At 69.9% G+C, this 15,829-nt stretch carries 17 protein-coding genes; 5 read left to right on the top strand and 12 right to left on the bottom strand.

The window, feature by feature from the left end:
- Positions 1 to 64: 64 nt before the first annotated feature.
- From secF to pdxS, 9 genes are all read right to left on the bottom strand, one after another.
- Positions 65 to 1,054: a protein translocase subunit SecF gene (secF, locus tag BK819_RS08090; RefSeq protein WP_071328653.1), complete on the bottom strand. Its 990-nt coding sequence runs from the start codon at positions 1,052 to 1,054 to the stop codon at positions 65 to 67.
- Positions 1,054 to 2,784, bottom strand: a complete 1,731-nt coding sequence (gene secD, locus BK819_RS08095) for a protein translocase subunit SecD (protein WP_071328654.1) — start codon at positions 2,782 to 2,784, stop codon at positions 1,054 to 1,056. Before secD ends, secF begins: the two co-directional genes overlap by 1 nt.
- A 55-nt stretch (positions 2,785 to 2,839) precedes the next feature.
- Positions 2,840 to 3,235 (bottom strand): preprotein translocase subunit YajC, encoded by a 396-nt coding sequence (yajC, locus tag BK819_RS08100; RefSeq protein WP_071328655.1) that lies wholly within the window; start codon positions 3,233 to 3,235, stop codon positions 2,840 to 2,842.
- 78 nt (positions 3,236 to 3,313) lie between these two features.
- Complete coding sequence (gene ruvB / locus BK819_RS08105) at positions 3,314 to 4,339, bottom strand: Holliday junction branch migration DNA helicase RuvB (RefSeq protein ID WP_071328656.1); 1,026 nt, start codon at positions 4,337 to 4,339, stop codon at positions 3,314 to 3,316.
- Positions 4,332 to 4,952 (bottom strand): Holliday junction branch migration protein RuvA, encoded by a 621-nt coding sequence (gene ruvA / locus BK819_RS08110; RefSeq protein ID WP_071328657.1) that lies wholly within the window; start codon positions 4,950 to 4,952, stop codon positions 4,332 to 4,334. The genes ruvB and ruvA overlap by 8 nt, the downstream gene beginning before the upstream one ends.
- 9 nt (positions 4,953 to 4,961) lie before the next feature.
- Positions 4,962 to 5,546, bottom strand: coding sequence for a crossover junction endodeoxyribonuclease RuvC (ruvC, locus tag BK819_RS08115; RefSeq protein ID WP_071328658.1), 585 nt, complete (start codon positions 5,544 to 5,546; stop codon positions 4,962 to 4,964).
- A 45-nt stretch (positions 5,547 to 5,591) separates the two neighbouring features.
- The gene (locus BK819_RS08120; RefSeq protein ID WP_060922277.1) at positions 5,592 to 6,353 is read right to left on the bottom strand and encodes a YebC/PmpR family DNA-binding transcriptional regulator; all 762 of its coding nucleotides are present in this window, start codon (positions 6,351 to 6,353) and stop codon (positions 5,592 to 5,594) included.
- A 170-nt stretch (positions 6,354 to 6,523) separates the two neighbouring features.
- Entirely contained in the window at positions 6,524 to 7,114 is a 591-nt protein-coding gene (gene pdxT, locus BK819_RS08125; RefSeq protein WP_071328659.1) for a pyridoxal 5'-phosphate synthase glutaminase subunit PdxT, read from the bottom strand.
- Positions 7,104 to 7,997, bottom strand: a complete 894-nt coding sequence (pdxS, locus tag BK819_RS08130) for a pyridoxal 5'-phosphate synthase lyase subunit PdxS (RefSeq protein ID WP_025103530.1) — start codon at positions 7,995 to 7,997, stop codon at positions 7,104 to 7,106. The genes pdxT and pdxS overlap by 11 nt, the downstream gene beginning before the upstream one ends.
- Positions 7,998 to 8,086: 89 nt before the next feature.
- Here pdxS and BK819_RS08135 point away from each other — a divergent pair, with 89 nt between their 5' ends.
- Positions 8,087 to 9,394 carry an aminotransferase class I/II-fold pyridoxal phosphate-dependent enzyme gene (locus tag BK819_RS08135; RefSeq protein ID WP_071328660.1) on the top strand — a complete coding sequence of 436 codons (1,308 nt, stop codon included), beginning with the start codon at positions 8,087 to 8,089 and terminating at the stop codon, positions 9,392 to 9,394.
- A 46-nt stretch (positions 9,395 to 9,440) separates the two neighbouring features.
- Positions 9,441 to 10,292 carry a pyridoxal kinase PdxY gene (gene pdxY, locus BK819_RS08140; RefSeq protein WP_071328661.1) on the top strand — a complete coding sequence of 284 codons (852 nt, stop codon included), beginning with the start codon at positions 9,441 to 9,443 and terminating at the stop codon, positions 10,290 to 10,292.
- A gap of 40 nt (positions 10,293 to 10,332) precedes the next feature.
- On the opposite strand, the gene BK819_RS08145 is transcribed toward pdxY, so the two are convergent.
- The 3 genes from BK819_RS08145 to BK819_RS08155 form a co-directional block, all read right to left on the bottom strand.
- On the bottom strand, positions 10,333 to 10,887 hold the full coding sequence (locus BK819_RS08145) for an HIT domain-containing protein (RefSeq protein ID WP_071328662.1): 555 nt from the start codon (positions 10,885 to 10,887) through the stop codon (positions 10,333 to 10,335).
- Entirely contained in the window at positions 10,884 to 12,824 is a 1,941-nt protein-coding gene (gene thrS, locus BK819_RS08150) for a threonine--tRNA ligase (protein WP_256209420.1), read from the bottom strand. Before thrS ends, BK819_RS08145 begins: the two co-directional genes overlap by 4 nt.
- A gap of 121 nt (positions 12,825 to 12,945) precedes the next feature.
- Positions 12,946 to 13,305, bottom strand: a complete 360-nt coding sequence (locus tag BK819_RS08155; protein WP_071328664.1) for a YnfA family protein — start codon at positions 13,303 to 13,305, stop codon at positions 12,946 to 12,948.
- Positions 13,306 to 13,355: 50 nt separating this feature from the next.
- Here BK819_RS08155 and BK819_RS08160 point away from each other — a divergent pair, with 50 nt between their 5' ends.
- The 3 genes from BK819_RS08160 to BK819_RS08170 are packed head-to-tail and all read left to right on the top strand — an operon-like array spanning position 13,356 to position 15,735.
- Positions 13,356 to 13,733, top strand: coding sequence for a hypothetical protein (locus tag BK819_RS08160; protein ID WP_071328665.1), 378 nt, complete (start codon positions 13,356 to 13,358; stop codon positions 13,731 to 13,733).
- Positions 13,730 to 15,079 carry a deoxyribodipyrimidine photo-lyase gene (locus BK819_RS08165; protein WP_071328775.1) on the top strand — a complete coding sequence of 450 codons (1,350 nt, stop codon included), beginning with the start codon at positions 13,730 to 13,732 and terminating at the stop codon, positions 15,077 to 15,079. Before BK819_RS08160 ends, BK819_RS08165 begins: the two co-directional genes overlap by 4 nt.
- Before the next feature lie 50 nt (positions 15,080 to 15,129).
- Positions 15,130 to 15,735, top strand: a complete 606-nt coding sequence (locus BK819_RS08170; RefSeq protein ID WP_143049263.1) for a hypothetical protein — start codon at positions 15,130 to 15,132, stop codon at positions 15,733 to 15,735.
- The last annotated feature ends 94 nt before the right edge of the window (positions 15,736 to 15,829 follow it).

Raw genomic sequence — 15,829 nt, forward strand, 5'->3', positions numbered from 1 at the left:
CACTCACCTCCGAATCAGACAATCCTACGCGCGCTGAGCGGGGGTCGGCCCCGCGACGGGGGCGTCAGGCTTCGACAGCCGCTTTGGCTCGCGCCGCGCGGATACGGGCGTCGCGCTCCTTGATCTGCGGCTCGTTCTCACGGAAGAGCGAGTACAGCGGCGCGGCCACGAACAGGGTCGAGTAGGTCGCCACGAGGATGCCCACGAAGATCGACAGCGAGATGTCGGTCAGCGTCTCCGCACCGAGCCAGAAGGCACCGATGAAGAGGATCGCGCCGACCGGCAGCGCGGCCACCACGGAGGTGTTGATCGAGCGGACGAGGGTCTGGTTCACCGCGAGGTTGACCGACTCCCCGAACAGCCGCGAGGTCTTCTCCCCGTCTTCCGTCGTGTTCTCCCTGATCTTGTCGAACACCACGGTGGTGTCGTACAGGGAGTACGCGAGGATCGTCAGGAAGCCGATGACCGCCGCCGGCGAGATCTCGAATCCGGCGAGGGCGTACACGCCGACCGTGATCACGAGCACGTCGAGCAGACCGATGATCGCGGCCGCCGACATCTTCCACGTGCGGAAGTAGATGGCGAGGATGAGGAAGGTCAGCGCGAGGAAGATCGCCAGGCCCCACAGCGACTGCCGGGTCACGCTCTCGCCCCAGGCCGGGCCGATGAACGAGGAGGTGACCGCATCCGGCTCGACGCCGTAGGCGTCGGCGAGGGCGCGTGCCACCTGCTGCGTCTCCGCCGCAGTCATCTGGTCGGTCTGCACCCGGATGTCCTGGTCGTTGACGATGACGACCTTGGTCGCGGCCCCGGGCACGACGGACTGCACCGCCTCGGACGCGGTGTCCTGGTCCGTGGTGTCGGGCGCGGCGACGGTGAACTGCGAGCCGCCGGTGAACTCGATCGAGAACTGGATCGGACGGAACAGCGGCACGAGGGCCGAGCCGACGACAAGAGCGATCGCGATGATGAACCAGAGGCGACGGCGTCCGACGAACGGGAAGGACGTCTTGCCCGTGTAGAGGTTGTTGCCGAACTCATTCATGGAAGGCATCAGTTGTCTCCCTCACTTCCGGCCGTGGTCTGTCTCTCGGCGGCGAGGGCCTCCGCCCGTTTGCGCTCGGCGATGGTCTGCCGGCGATCCGCCTCTCCGCGCGAACGCGCGTTCTTCGCCCCGCGCCCCGCGGACGCCGTCGCGACCTCACGGAACTGCGAGCGGCTCCGGTACACGGCGCCCAAGGCCTCCGGATCCAGACCGGAGAGCTTGTGCCCGCCGCCGAAGAACCGCGTACGAGCGAGCAGCTGCATGACCGGGTGGGTGAAGATCACGAAGATCAGCACGTCGATCACGGTCGTGAGGCCGAGTGTGAACGCGAAGCCCTTCACCGTCGAGTCGGCGAGGATGTACAGCACCACAGCGGCCAGGACGTTGATGGACTTGGAGATGTAGATCGTCCGCTTCGCCCGACCCCAGCCGTCCTCGACGGCACCCGTGATCGACTTGCCGTCGCGCAGCTCATCGCGGATGCGTTCGAAGTAGACGATGAAGGAGTCGGCGGTGAAGCCGATCGACACGATCAGACCGGCGACGCCGGCCAGCGACAGCCGGAAGCCGATCCGCCACGCCAGGATGCAGATGACGATGTACGTGAGCACCGCCATCACCGCGATCGACGCGATGATCACCGTCCCGAGCGCCCGGTACGACAGCAGTGAGTACACCGCCACGAGCGCGAGGCCGATGAGGCCCGCGATCAGACCGATCTGGAGCTGCTGGGTGCCGAGGGTCGCGGAGATCGTGTCCGAGCTCTGCACCTCGAAGCTGAGCGGGAGGGCTCCGAACTTGAGCTGGTCGGCCAGGGTCGTCGCGCTCTCCTGCGTGAAACTGCCCGAGATGCTCGGGCGGCCGTCGAGGATGACGCCGTTCATGCGCGGCGCGCTGATGACCTCGCCGTCGAGCACGAAGGCGAACTGGTCGCGCGGCGACAGCCCGTCGATGCGGTTCTGGTTGAGCCGCGTGCTGACCTGACCGAACGCGTCTGCGCCGTCGCCGTTCATCGTGAGCTGCACGATCCAGGCGCCCGAGCGCGGGTCGCGCCCCGCGGTGGCGTCGGTAATCGCGCGGCCGTCCAGCTCCGCCGGGCCGAGGATGAACTTGGCGGTGTCATCGGGCGAGCAGGCGATGACCGGCTCGTCCTTCGGCGCCTTCGACGGGTCGTTGGACGGGTTGGCGCAGTCGTACGCCTGGAACTCCGCTGCGAGCTTGTCGGTCACCCAGGACAGGTCGCTGGCATCGGTGGGCTCGGCCGTCGGCTGGTCGTTCAGCGACGGATCAGGGCTCGGGTACGGCGTGGAGTTGCCGTCCTCCCCCACGAACTCCGTGCTCGCGGCCGTCGTGTAGAGCACCGGGCGGAATTCGAGCTGCGCGCTGGACTGGATGCGCTCCCGGGTCTGCTCGTCCGCCTCACCGGGGATCTGGACGACGATGTTGCGTCCACCCTCGGTCGTGATGTCGGCCTCGGCCACACCGGAGGCGTCGACGCGCTGACGGATGATCGCCGCGGCCTGGTCGAGCTGCTCCTGCGTCGGTGCGGCGCCGTCCTCCGTCTCGGCGCTCAGGACGATCTGGGTGCCGCCCTGCAGATCGAGCGCCAGCTCGGGTGTCCACGAGCTCTGCTTGAAGACATACACACCCAGCGCGTTGATGCCGAAGAGCACGCCCGTCACCAGGAGCAGGCCGAGGAGGACCCGCCAGGCGTGACGGACAGGAGAGGATGAAGCCACGTGTGTTCAGCTTTCTGGAAGGACGGTGATCCGGGAGGCCGCGACGGCCCTCGTCTTACTTGTCGTCGGCGTCCCGCTCGAGGCGGGCGCGGGTCTCCTCCGGTGTCTCCAGCGCGGGAGCGGCGGTCTCGTCGACGACGTGGTCGTCCGCGGCGTCGGCGGGCGCGTCGACGATGGCGTCCTTGGGCTCCACGACCCGGAGGATCGCCTGGCTGTGCACCTCGATGACGGTGCCGGGAGCGATCTCCACCAGCGCCGGGGAGTCGAGGTCTTCGGCGTCGTACGCGACGATGGTGCCGTAGATGCCGCCCTGCAGCAGGACCTTGGCGCCGGGAACCGTCTTGGTCGCCTTCTCCTCCTGCTCGGCCTTCATCTGCCTCGTGCGCTTGCGCGTGTTGAAGATCATGAAGATCAGCAGGACGGCGAGGAGTCCGAAGAGGACAAATTCCATGGGCATGGGGATGGCGCCTTTCTCAGGTGCACGCACCAGCCTTTGGGCGCACAGCGGTATCGGGGAAGTCTTCAGCGATTATAGGTCATCCAACTTCAGCATCCCGTCCGGGTGCGCCACGCCGAGGTGCGCGTAGGCCTCCGGCGTCGCGACCCGCCCCCGGGGCGTGCGACCGAGGAAGCCGATCCGGACGAGATAGGGCTCGACCACGCTCTCCACGGTCTCCGGTTCCTCCCCCACCGCGACCGCCAGTGTGCTGAGGCCGACGGGCCCGCCGCGGAACCGACGGACCAGGGCGTCCAGCACCGCGCGGTCCAGGCGGTCCAGGCCGATCGCATCCACGTCGTAGAGGTCGAGCGCCGCCCGCACACCCCCGAGGGTCGCCTCGCCTCCGCCGTGCACGAGCGCATAGTCGCGCACCCGTCGCAGCAGGCGGTTGGCGATGCGCGGAGTCCCGCGGGAGCGTCGTGCGATCTCGGAGAGCGAGTCGGTCGGCAGGTCGACGCCGAGCACGGAGGCGGACCGCTCGATGACCTGCTCCAGCTCGCCCTCGTCATAGAACTCGAGGTGACCGGTGAAGCCGAAGCGGTCGCGGAGCGGGTTCGGCAGCAGTCCGGAGCGCGTCGTGGCGCCGACGAGCGTGAACGGGGACAGCTCCAACGGGATGCTGGTGGCCCCCGCACCCTTCCCGACCATGATGTCGATCCGGTAGTCCTCCATGGCGAGGTACAGCATCTCCTCCGCCGACCGGGCCATGCGATGGATCTCGTCGATGAAGAGCACCTCCCCGGGCACGAGGCTCGACAGCAGCGCCGCGAGGTCTCCGGCGTGCTGGATGGCGGGACCGCTGGACATGCGCAGCGGACGATCGCTCTCGTGGGCGACGATCATCGCCAGCGTGGTCTTGCCCAGTCCGGGAGGACCGGCGAGCAGGATGTGGTCTGCAGGGCGGGACTGGAGGCGGGCCGCCTCCAGGAGCAGCTGCAGCTGTCCGCGCACCTTCTGCTGTCCCACGAACTCGCCGAGGCTCGATGGGCGGAGCGCGCCCTCGATGGCGAGCTCGGACTCGTCGGTCGGCTCGGTCGGATCGAGGGCGTCAGCCACGGCCCTGGCCTGCCTGCGCCGGGCCGAGGAGCGCGAGCGTACGCCGCAGGAGAAGCGCCACGGAGGCCCGCTCGGCGTCCGTCGCCTCCGTTGCCGTCTGGGTGGCCGCCTCGGCCGCGACCTTCTCCGACCAGCCGAGGCCCACCAGGGCGACCGAGACCTGGGCGACGACGTCGTTGCCACTCGCAGCGGCAGCGGCCGACGGGGCGGCCACTGCCTGGACCTTGCCGGCGAGCTGCACGACGATGAGCTTCGCCGTCTTGGGGCCGATGCCGGAGACGCGGCGGAACGGCGCGTCGTCCTCTGCCGTCACGGCCTCCGCGATCTGGTCGGCGGTGAGGTGCGACAGCACACCGAGCGCCGACTTCGGGCCGACCCCGGTGACGCTGAGCAGCAGGCCGAAGATCTCCAGCTCTCCGCGATCGGCGAAGCCGAACAGCGACAGCGAGTCCTCCCGCACGATGAGGCTCGTGTGCAGGAGGAGCTTCTCCCCCACCGTCGCGGTGTGGGCGACATCGGCAGGGACGGCGACCGCGAAGCCCACGCCCCCGACGTCGATGATGACCTGGTCCGGCGTCGTGTGCAGCACGGTGCCGTGCAGAGAGGAGATCATCCTCTCAGTCTAGGAGCCGGCTCGTAGATATGTTCGAGCGACACGCTCCGCGTCGGCCCAGGCACGCTGCGCCGGAGTGAGGCCGCCGCCGGACCGGCTCGTCGAGGGAGCGCCGCGACGCCAGGCGTGACACAGGGCGATCGCCAGGGCGTCCGCCGCATCCGCGGGCTGCGGAGGCGCGTCCAGCCGCAGGATCCGCGCGATCATCGCCTGGACCTGACGCTTGTCGGCGGAGCCATACCCGGTCACCGCAGCCTTCACCTCGCTGGGCGTGTGGGTCGCCGCCGGCAGGCCGGCCTCGGCCGCGATCAGGAGGGCGACGCCGCTCGCCTGCGCCGTGCCCATCACGGTGTGCGTGTTCTGCTGCGCGAAGACCCGCTCCACGGCGACCGCGTCGGGCCGGTGCTCGGCGATCGCGGCGCGGATCCCCGCCGCGACGATCGCGAGACGGTCGCCGATCTCCGCATCCGGGGCGGAGCGGATGACCCCCACATGGACCAACGTGCCGCGGCGGGCGCGATCGACGTCGACGATGCCCACACCGCACCGGGTCAGTCCGGGGTCGATGCCGAGCACGCGCAACGAAGTGGTCACCCGATCAGGCTAGGCCGCGTGCCCCGTCGTCGGCGCGCGCCGCGCCTAGGCGTCGTCGTTCTCGAGCTCCGCCTGGACCTCGGCGGACAGGTCGAAGTTGCTGAAGACGTTCTGCACGTCCTCGCTGTCCTCGAGCGCATCGATGAGGCGGAACACCTTGCGGGCGGTCTCGGCGTCGATCTCGACCTTGAGGTTCGGCACGAACTCGACGTCGGCCGACTCGTACTCGATCCCGGCGTCCTGCAGCGCGGAGCGGACGGCCACGAGGTCGCTCGCCTCGGTGATGACCTCGAAGCCCTCGGCGTGCGGCTCGATCTCCTCGGCGCCGGCCTCCAGCGCGGCCATCATGACGTCGTCCTCGGTCGTGCCCTCGGAACCGACGACGATGACGCCCTTGCGGCTGAAGTTGTACGCCACGCTGCCCGGGTCGGCGAGGGTGCCGCCGTTGCGGCTGAGCGCGGTGCGCACCTCGGCCGCTGCACGGTTCTTGTTGTCGGTCAGACACTCGATCATGAGCGCGACGCCGTTGGGGCCGTAGCCCTCGTACATGATCGAGGTGTACTCGACGGCCTCGCCGCCGATGCCGGCGCCGCGCTTGATGGCGCGGTCGATGTTGTCCTTGGGGACCGAGGTCTTCTTCGCCTTGAGCACCGCGTCGAAGAGCGTGGGGTTGCCCTGCAGATCGGCGCCGCCCAGCTTGGCCGCGACCTCGATGTTCTTGATGAGCTTGGCCCAGGACTTCGCACGGCGCGCGTCGATGACGGCCTTCTTGTGCTTGGTCGTGGCCCACTTGGAATGCCCGGACATAAGTCTCCGCTCGTCGTCTGCGCCCCGGAACGCCGCCCAGGGCGTCGTCCAGTCTATCGAACCGTGCCGCGGTGCCGCTGTTGTCCCGCTCGCGCAGGAATTCGCGCGAGTTCAGGCACCTGCGCGCGCACGCGCCTGTTCTCGCGCCAGGGCCTGAACCCACGACACTGTCAGCGGCGAGATACCCGGTCGAGGAAGCGTCGGTGGAACCGCGTCTCGTTCGTGATCTCCGGGTGGAAGCTGAGCCCGAGCAGTCCGTCCTGCTCCACTCCGACCACGCGACCGTCGGGCAGGGTCGCGAGTACCGAGGCCTGCGGCCCGACCGCCTCCACGACGGGTCCGCGGATGAAGGCGGCCGTCACCGGCTCGTCGAACGCGGGCACGGTCAGCTCGGCCTCGAACGATTCGGCCTGACGCCCGAACGCGTTGCGCCGCACGACCGCATCGAGTCCGCCGAAACTCTGCTGTCCGTCGATCGCGTCGACGACCTCATCGGCCAGCAGGATCAGCCCCGCGCAGGTGCCGAGCACCGGCATCCCGTCCGCGATCGCGTCGCGGATCGGCTGCTGCAACCCGAACAGCCGGGCGAGCTTGTCGATCACGGTCGATTCGCCGCCCGGGATCACGAGTCCGTCGACCCGGGCGAGCTCCTCGGGCCGACGGACCAGCGCCACGTCGGCGCCGAGCGCCTCGAGGAGCGCGGCATGCTCTCGCACGTCCCCCTGAAGCGCGAGGACGCCGACGCGCGGGCTACCAGCCACGCTCGGCGAGGCGGTGCGGCGCAGGCAGGTCGCTGACGTTGATGCCGACCATCGCCTCGCCCAGGCCGCGCGAGACCTCGGCGATCACCTTCGGGTCGTCGAAGAACGTGGTGGCCTTGACGATGGCCTTCGCCCGCTCCGCGGGGTTGCCGGACTTGAAGATGCCGGAGCCGACGAAGACGCCGTCGGCGCCGAGCTGCATCATCATCGCCGCGTCGGCCGGGGTCGCGACCCCACCGGCGACGAAGAGCACCACGGGGAGCTTCCCGGTCTCGGCGATCTCCGCGACGAGCTCGTACGGTGCCTGCAGCTCCTTCGCGGCGACGAACAGCTCATCCTTCGGCAGCGCGGTCAGCGCGGCGATCTCTCCCCGGATCTTCCGGATGTGCTTCATCGCCTCGGAGACGTCACCCGTGCCGGCCTCACCCTTGGAGCGGATCATCGCGGCGCCCTCGTTGATACGACGCAGCGCCTCCCCGAGGTTCGTGGCGCCGCAGACGAACGGCACGGTGAAGCCGAACTTGTCGATGTGGTTCACATAGTCGGCGGGCGAGAGCACCTCGGACTCGTCGATGTAGTCGACGCCGAGCTCCTGCAGCACCTGGGCCTCGACGAAGTGCCCGATCCGCGCCTTCGCCATGACGGGGATGGACACTGCGTCGATGATGCTGTCGATCATGTCCGGGTCGCTCATCCGCGAGACCCCGCCCTGCGCACGGATGTCCGCGGGGACACGCTCCAGCGCCATCACGGCGACGGCCCCGGCGTCCTCGGCGATCTTCGCCTGCTCGGCGGTGACGACGTCCATGATGACGCCGCCCTTGAGCATCTCGGCGAGACCGCGCTTCACGCGTGCGGATCCGGTGGTGGGCTGCTCGGTCATGGGGGTCTCCTGTCGGATGATCCGAAATCGGTTTTGATCTAGATCAAAGGTAGCACTGTCCGATCCACCTAGAATCTCGGAGGAGGATCATGAGCGAGCAGATCAGGGGAACCACCGCGGCCGAGATCGCGGACAGCGTGCGCGCCCTCCGGGATCGCGGCACGCTCCGGCCCGGCGAGGTCCTCCCTCCCGTGCGCGAGCTCGCGGCGACCCTCGGGGTCAACCGCAACACCGCGGTCGCCGCCTACCGCCAGCTCGCGCAGGCGGGTCTCGTGCACTCGCGGGGGCGCGCCGGCACCGTCGTCGCCGGCGTCGATGTCGTGCCGCAGGAGGGCTACGCGCCCGACACCGTCCTCCGCGACATCGGCACGGGCAACCCCGACCCGGCCCGGATCCCCGATCCGTCCCCGGCGCTCCGTACGATCGGTCGCCGACCCGTGCTCTACGGGGAGCCGGTGATCGACCGGGGTCTCGAGGCGTGGGCACGGGAGTGGATGGGCGCCGACCTCACCGGTCACGACTTCCGGGTCACCGTGACCAGCGGTGCAGTGGACGCCGTCGAGCGCCTGCTCGCCCAGGCCCTGATGCGTGACGACGCCGTGGCGCTCGAGGACCCCTGCTTCCTCGCGAGCATCCATACCGTACGGCTGGGCGGATACAGGGCCATCACGGTGCCGGTGGACGAGGAGGGGATGACGGTCGACGGTCTCCGCGCCGCTCTGGACGCGGGGGTCCGTGCCGTCATCTGCACCCCGCGCGCACAGAATCCGACGGGGGTGAGCCTCTCCCCCGTCCGCGCGAAGGCGCTGCGGGCCGTGCTCGCCGACCACCCGTATGTGCTCGTCATCGAGGACGACCACTTCTCTCTGCTCTCCCAGCGTCCGTACGAATCGCTGATCGGACCCGAGCATCGGCGATTCGCCCTGGTCCGCTCGGTGTCGAAGTTCCTCGGCCCTGACATGTGCCTGGCGCTCGCGGCGACCGACCCGGAGACGGCGGAGCGCCTGGCGATGCGGCTCAGCCCCGGCACCACCTGGGTCAGCCACCTGCTGCAGCGGCTCACGCTCGCCCAGCTCACCGACCCCGCCGTGCGCGAGGAGATCGCGGAGGCAGGCCGGCACTACGCCGCGCGGAACGCCGCGTTCGCGGGACGCCTGCGCGCGGAGGGGATCGACGCGCCCGACCCGGACGGCCTGAGCCTGTGGGTCGGCTTCGAGAAGCCCGCACGCACCGTCGCCGACCACCTGATGCGGCGCGGCTGGCTCGCGCGCACCGGTGATGACTTCGCGCTCGATGAGCGCGCCGAGCCCTCACACCACCTCCGACTCACCGTGCACGACCTCTCCGAGGGCGACACGGAGACCCTCATCGCCGACCTCGTCGCCGCCGGACGATGACCACCCGACGCGGGCACCGCCCCGCCCAGAATGAAAGGGACCGGGTATGAAGATCCTGTCCATCCAGTCCGCCGTCGCGTACGGTCACGTCGGCAACTCGGCCGCCGTCTTCCCGCTGCAGCGCATCGGCGTCGAGGTGCTGCCGGTCTACACCGTGACGTTCTCGAACCACACCGGCTACGGCGCGTGGCGCGGCCCGCTGATCGACCCGGCTGACGTCGGCGAGGTCATCACCGGCATCGAGGAACGCGGCGTGTTCGGTTCCATCGACGCCGTGCTCAGCGGCTACCAGGGCAGCGAGGGCATCGGCGACGTCATCATCGACGCGGTCTCCCGGGTGAAGGCTGCCAACCCGGAGGCGCTGTACGCGTGCGACCCGGTCATGGGCAACGCCAAGTCGGGCTGCTTCGTGGCTCCGGCCATCCCGATCCTGCTCCGCGAACGCGTGGTTCCGGTGGCCGACATCATCACGCCGAACCAGTTCGAGCTGGGCTTCCTCACCGAGACCGAGCCCGACACGCTCGAGTCGACCCTCGCCTCGGTCGACCTCGCCCGAGCGATGGGACCGCACACGGTGCTCGTCACGAGCGTCGAGCGGCCCGACCGCGAAGAGGGCACCATCGAGATGCTCGCCGTCGACGACGCGGGCGCCTGGCTCGTGCAGACGCCGCACCTGCCGATGAAGGCCAACGGCTCCGGAGATGTAACGGCCGCGCTGTTCACCGCGCACTACGTCGCCACCGGCAGCGCGCAGACCGCTCTGGAGCGCACCGCCTCGAGCGTCTACGACCTGCTTCAGGCCACGCTCGACTCGGGCGAGCGCGAGCTGCAGCTCGTCGAGGCGCAGGAGTTCTACGCGAACCCGCGGATGCAGTTCACCGCCCGCCAGGTGCGCTGACCCCTGCTCGGCCCTGGGTCTGGGACGCCGACGCGACGACTCAGCGTTCGGCGGCGGGCCAGGCCTCCGCGACGGCCTCCCGCACCTCTCCGAGGAGCTGCGGGAGCGCCTTCGTCTTGGCGATGATCGGGAAGAAGTTCGCGTCCGAGCGCCACCGCGGCACGACGTGCTGGTGCAGGTGCGCGTCCACGCCCGCTCCGGCCACCGCACCCTGGTTCATGCCGAGATTGAAGCCGTCGCAGCCGGAGACCTCGCGGAGCACGCGCATCGCCGTCTGCGTGAGGGCGCCGATCTCCGCGACCTCCTCGGGCGTCGCCTGGTCGTAGGTGGCGATGTGCCGGTACGGGCACACGAGCAGGTGCCCCGAGTTGTACGGGAAGAGGTTCAGCAGCACGTACGCGGTCTCCCCGCGCGCCACGATGAGCCGCTCCGCATCCGGGTACTTCGGCGCTTCGCAGAACGGGCATTCCTCGCGCAACGGTTCCGGCCCGGCCTGGATGTACGCCATCCGGTGCGGGGTCCACAGGCGCTGGAACTCGTCGGGCACCCCGACGAAACGGGAGGCGTCCTCGAGGTCCGCCTCACCGCCCGTCATGCGAGATCCCCTGCCTTCAGCACCAGCGCGTGCGACGTGATGGCCGCGCCGATCCGGCGCACCGCGTCGGCGACCGGCACGCCGTTCTCCTGCGTGCCGTCGCGGAAGCGGAACGACACCGTGCCTGCGGCGCGATCCTGCTCCCCCACGATGAGGATGAGCGGGACCTTCGCCGTGGTGTGGGTGCGGATCTTCTTCTGCATGCGGTCATCGGAGTGATCGACGTCGGCCCGCACGCCCGCCGCGCGCAGCTGCGCGATGACGTCATCCAGGTAGTCGCCGTACTGCTCGGCCACGGGCACGCCCACGACCTGGCTCGGCGCGAGCCAGAGCGGGAAGTCGCCGGCATAGTGCTCGAGGAGGATCGCGAAGAAGCGCTCGACGGAGCCGAGGAGCGCCCGGTGGATCATCACGGGCCGGTGCTTCTGCCCGTCGGGACCGGTGTACTCCAGCTCGAAGCGGTCGGGCTGGTTGAAGTCGAGCTGGATGGTCGACATCTGCCAGGTGCGGCCGATGGCGTCGCGGGCCTGCACCGAGATCTTCGGTCCGTAGAAGGCGGCGCCCCCGGGGTCGGCCACGAGCTCGAGACCGGACTCGATCGCGACCTCGCGCAGCGTGTCGATCGCGGTCGACCACTGCTCGGGCTCGCCCAGGAACTTCGGGTTGCCCTCCTCGTTCGTCGAGAGCTCGAGGTAGAAGTCGTTGAGGCCGTAGTCGCGGAGCAGGTCGAGCACGAGGTTCAGGTTGGTGGTGATCTCCTCCTTGACCTGGTCCTGGGCGACGTAGATGTGCGCGTCGTCCTGGGTCAGGCCGCGCACGCGGGTGAGTCCGGACAGCGTTCCGCTCTTCTCGTAGCGGTAGACCGTGCCGAACTCGGCCAGACGCAGCGGCAACTCCCGGTAGGAGCGCCCGCGCGAACGGAAGATGAGGTTGTGGAACGGGCAGTTCATCGGCTTGAGGTAGTAGTCCTGGCCCTGGCGGGTGACGTTGCCCTCATCGTCGACGACCTCGTCGAGGTGCATCGGGGGGAACATGCCGTCCGCGTAGGTCTGCAGGTGCCCGGACGTCATGAAGAGATCCTTCTTCGTGATGTGCGGACTGTTGACGAGGTCGTAGCCGTTGCGCAGCAGGTGCTTGCGCAGGTTCTCCTCGATCTCGTAGCGGATGATGCCGCCCTTGGGGTGGAACACCGCCAGTCCCGAGCCGATCTCGTCCGGGAAGGAGAACAGGTCCATCTCGGCGCCGAGCTTGCGGTGGTCACGGCGCTCGGCCTCGGCGATGCGCTCCTGGTAGGCGCGCAGCTCGTCCTTCGTCGGCCACGCGGTGCCGTAGATGCGCTGGAGCTGCGGGTTCTTCTCGCTTCCCCGCCAGTACGCGGCGGCGATGCGGGTGAGGTCCCAGCCGTTGCCGATCATGCGCGTGTTGGGCAGGTGCGGACCGCGGCAGAGGTCCTTCCAGACGACCTCGCCGTCGCGGGTGGTGTTGTCGTAGATCGTGAGCTCGCCCTCCCCCACCTCGACGGAGGCACCCTCGGCGATCTCGCCCTCGGAGCCCGTCGAAGGGCCCTTGAGCCCGATGAGCTCGAGCTTGAACGGCTCGTCCGCGAGCTCCGCACGAGCCTCCTCGTCGGTCACGACGCGACGGACGAAGCGCTGGCCCTCGCGGACGATGCGCTGCATCTCCTTGGAGATCGCCTTGATGTCCTCCGGCGTGAACGGCGTGTCGACGCCGAAGTCGTAGTAGAAGCCATCCGTGATGGGCGGACCGATGCCGAGGTTCGCCTGCGGGTTGATCCGCTGCACCGCCTGGGCGAGCACGTGCGCGGTCGAGTGACGCAGGATGTTCAGGCCGTCGGGGCTGTCGATCGTGACGGGCTCGACGTCGTCGGTCTCGGTGACCGTCGCAGCGAGGTCCTTCAGGACGCCGCCGACGCGCATGGCGACGACGTTTCGGTCAGAGAACAGGGCGAAGCCGTCGGTCGGCTGGGCGTTTTCAGGCACTGATCACTCCATCTGGGTCTGGATCTAGGCTACTCGTCCGCTCGCAGGTCGCCGACCGTCACGCGGCGGTCTCCGACAGCGGATCCGCGGCCGTCGGCGCGAAGATGATGATCGCCGCCCCGACCAGCGCCACCGCGGAGCCGATCACGTCCCACGAGGTCGGGCGGAATCCGTCGACGATGACGCCCCAGGCGAGGGATCCGGCGATGAAGATCCCGCCGTACGCAGCCAGGACACGGCCGAAGTTCGCATCCGGCTGCAGGGCCGCGATGAACCCGTAGGCCCCGAGCGCCATGACCCCCAGGACCGCGAACAGCCAGCCCCTCTCCTCCTTCACCGCCTGCCAGACGAGCCAGGCGCCGCCGATCTCGGCGACGGCGGCGAGGAGGAAGAGGACGGTGATGCGCAGCACGGTCATCGCCTCAGTGTGACAGCCGCGGCGTCCGACGGGGACGATAGCGTGGGCGCATGACACGGACGATCGCCCGCTGGCTCCTCGCTCTCGCCCTCGGGGCGATGGGCGTGCTGCACTTCACTCAGACACGCGGGTTCCGGGTCGTCGTGCCCGACTGGGCGACCCGCCTGACCCGGATGGACAAGGACACGATCGTCCTGGCGTCGGGTGCGGCCGAGGTCGCGCTCGCGGCGGGGCTGGTGGCCCTGCCCCGCGAGCGCCGACGGATGGGATGGGCCACGGCGGGTTTCTTCGCCGCAGTCTTCCCCGGCAACTGGCATCAGTGGCGCACCGGGCGTTCGACGCCGGGGCTCGACACGGACCAGCGGCGGTTCGGCCGCCTGTTCCTGCAGCCTCTGCTGATCGCCTGGGCGCTGTGGGCGACCCGATGACGTCGCCCTCGATCGTCTGGTTCCGCGACGATCTCCGCCTGGCCGACAACCCCGCGCTGCGTGCCGCCGTCGAGCGCGACGAACCGATCATCGCGCTCTTCCTCCTCGACGAGGAGTCCCCCGGCATCCGTCCGCTGGGCGGCGCGGCGCGCTGGTGGCTGCACCATTCGCTGGCCTCGCTCGCCGGACGACTGCGTGAGAAGGGGGCGACGCTGGTGCTGCGGCGCGGGCCCGCCGACCGGGTCGTGCGAGAACTGGTCGCCGAGTCGGGTGCGGGAGCGGTGTTCTGGAACCGCCGCTACGGGGCGGCCGGACGCGAGATCGATGCCGGGCTGAAGGCGACCCTGCGCGACGACGGTCTCCAGGTGGAATCCTTCGCCGGGTCGCTCCTCCACGAGCCGTGGACCGTCACCACCGGGAGCGGCACGCACTACTCCGTCTTCACGCCGTTCTGGCGGGCCTGTCTGGCCCTTCCGGCCCCGCGCGCTCCGCTCCCCGAGCCCCGCGAGCTTCGCGGCGTCGGCACGCGGCTCTCCTCCGACGCGCTGGACGACTGGGGGCTGCTGCCCACCACCCCGGACTGGGCGGGCGGTCTGCGCGACACCTGGGAGCCCGGCGAGCCCGCCGCGCGCCGCCGGTTGCAGCACTTCCTCGCCGAAGACCTCCGCACGTACGACCACGCTCGCGACGCGCCGGCTGCCGGTGCCACCTCCCGGCTGTCTCCGCGTCTGCGCTGGGGCGAGCTCAGCCCCTTCACCGTGTGGCACGAGGCGATCGAGGTCGACGGCGCCGGCGGATTCCTCTCGGAACTCGGCTGGCGCGAGTTCGCCTGGCACACGCTGTTCCACTTCCCCGATCTCGCGACGAAGAACCTGCGGCGCGAGTTCGACGCGTTCCCGTGGCCTCCGCTGGATCCCGCACGCCTGGAGCTCTGGCAGCACGGCGAGACCGGAGTCCCCCTCGTCGACGCGGGCATGCGGGAGCTCTGGCACACGGGGTACATGCACAACCGGGTGCGGATGGTCACGGCATCGTTCCTCGTCAAGAATCTTCTCATCGACTGGCGGCTCGGCGAGGAGTGGTTCTGGGACACGTTGGTCGACGCCGATGACGCGAGCAACCCGTTCAACTGGCAGTGGGTCGCGGGCTCCGGTGCCGACGCCGCCCCGTACTTCCGCGTGTTCAACCCGGAGCTGCAGGCCAAGAAGTTCGACGGCGAGGGGCAGTACATCGGGCGCTGGGCCGCAGACGCCCCCACTGAGCCGATCGTCGACCTCGGCGAGACCCGCAAGGCAGCGCTCGCGGCCTACGACGTCGTGAAGCGCTCGGGCGCACCGCGGAGCTGACGCCTGGCTCACGCCCGCGGCGACCACCGGCGCATGGCAGACTGGTGCCCGTGAGCCCGTCCCGCAAGCCCGCCGTCGTGCGGGGCTTCGCGACCTCGTCGCTCGCGATCTTCGTGGCCCTGGCGGGTCACGTGAGCGGCGGCGGGGAGATGCCGGGTCCTCTCGGCATCCTGGTGCCCTGGCTGTTCGCCTTCATGGTGTGCGTGCTCCTCGCCGGACGAAGGCTCTCCCTCACCCGGCTCACCCTCTCCGTGGCCGTGAGCCAGTTCCTCTTCCACGTGCTCTTCGTGCTCGGCACGGTCAGCGCGTCCGGCGTGGCTGTCCGTCACGTGCACGGCGCTCCGCTCGTCCTCCCTGCGGTCGAGGGCTCCGCGGTCGTCGCGACCATCGACGCCTCGATGTGGCTCGGGCACGCCCTCGCCTCCCTCCTCACTGTGGCGGCTCTCCACCGCGGGGAGCGGCTGCTCCTCACCCTGCGCGATCTCGCCGTCCGACTGGTCCGCTGGGTGCGTCGACGTGCGGACGTGACGCTCGCCCCGCGCTCCGCCGCTTCTCCGTTCCGCCTCGCCGGGCTCTTCCTCGTGCCGGCGGGCCGTGGTCTTCGCCTTCTCACTCCGCTTCTCGGGCGCGCCCCGCCCGCTCTCCCCGCGCTCTGATCCGCGCCCGCGGCCTCCCGCCGTGCGGTGCGTCCTCGCGCCGTCCCCGGTGACGCGCGTTCGAACGCAGGTACCCGCGTCGCTCGGCGACGTC

It is taken from the genome of Microbacterium sp. LCT-H2 (genome assembly GCF_001866135.1).
Lineage (GTDB): Bacteria > Actinomycetota > Actinomycetes > Actinomycetales > Microbacteriaceae > Microbacterium.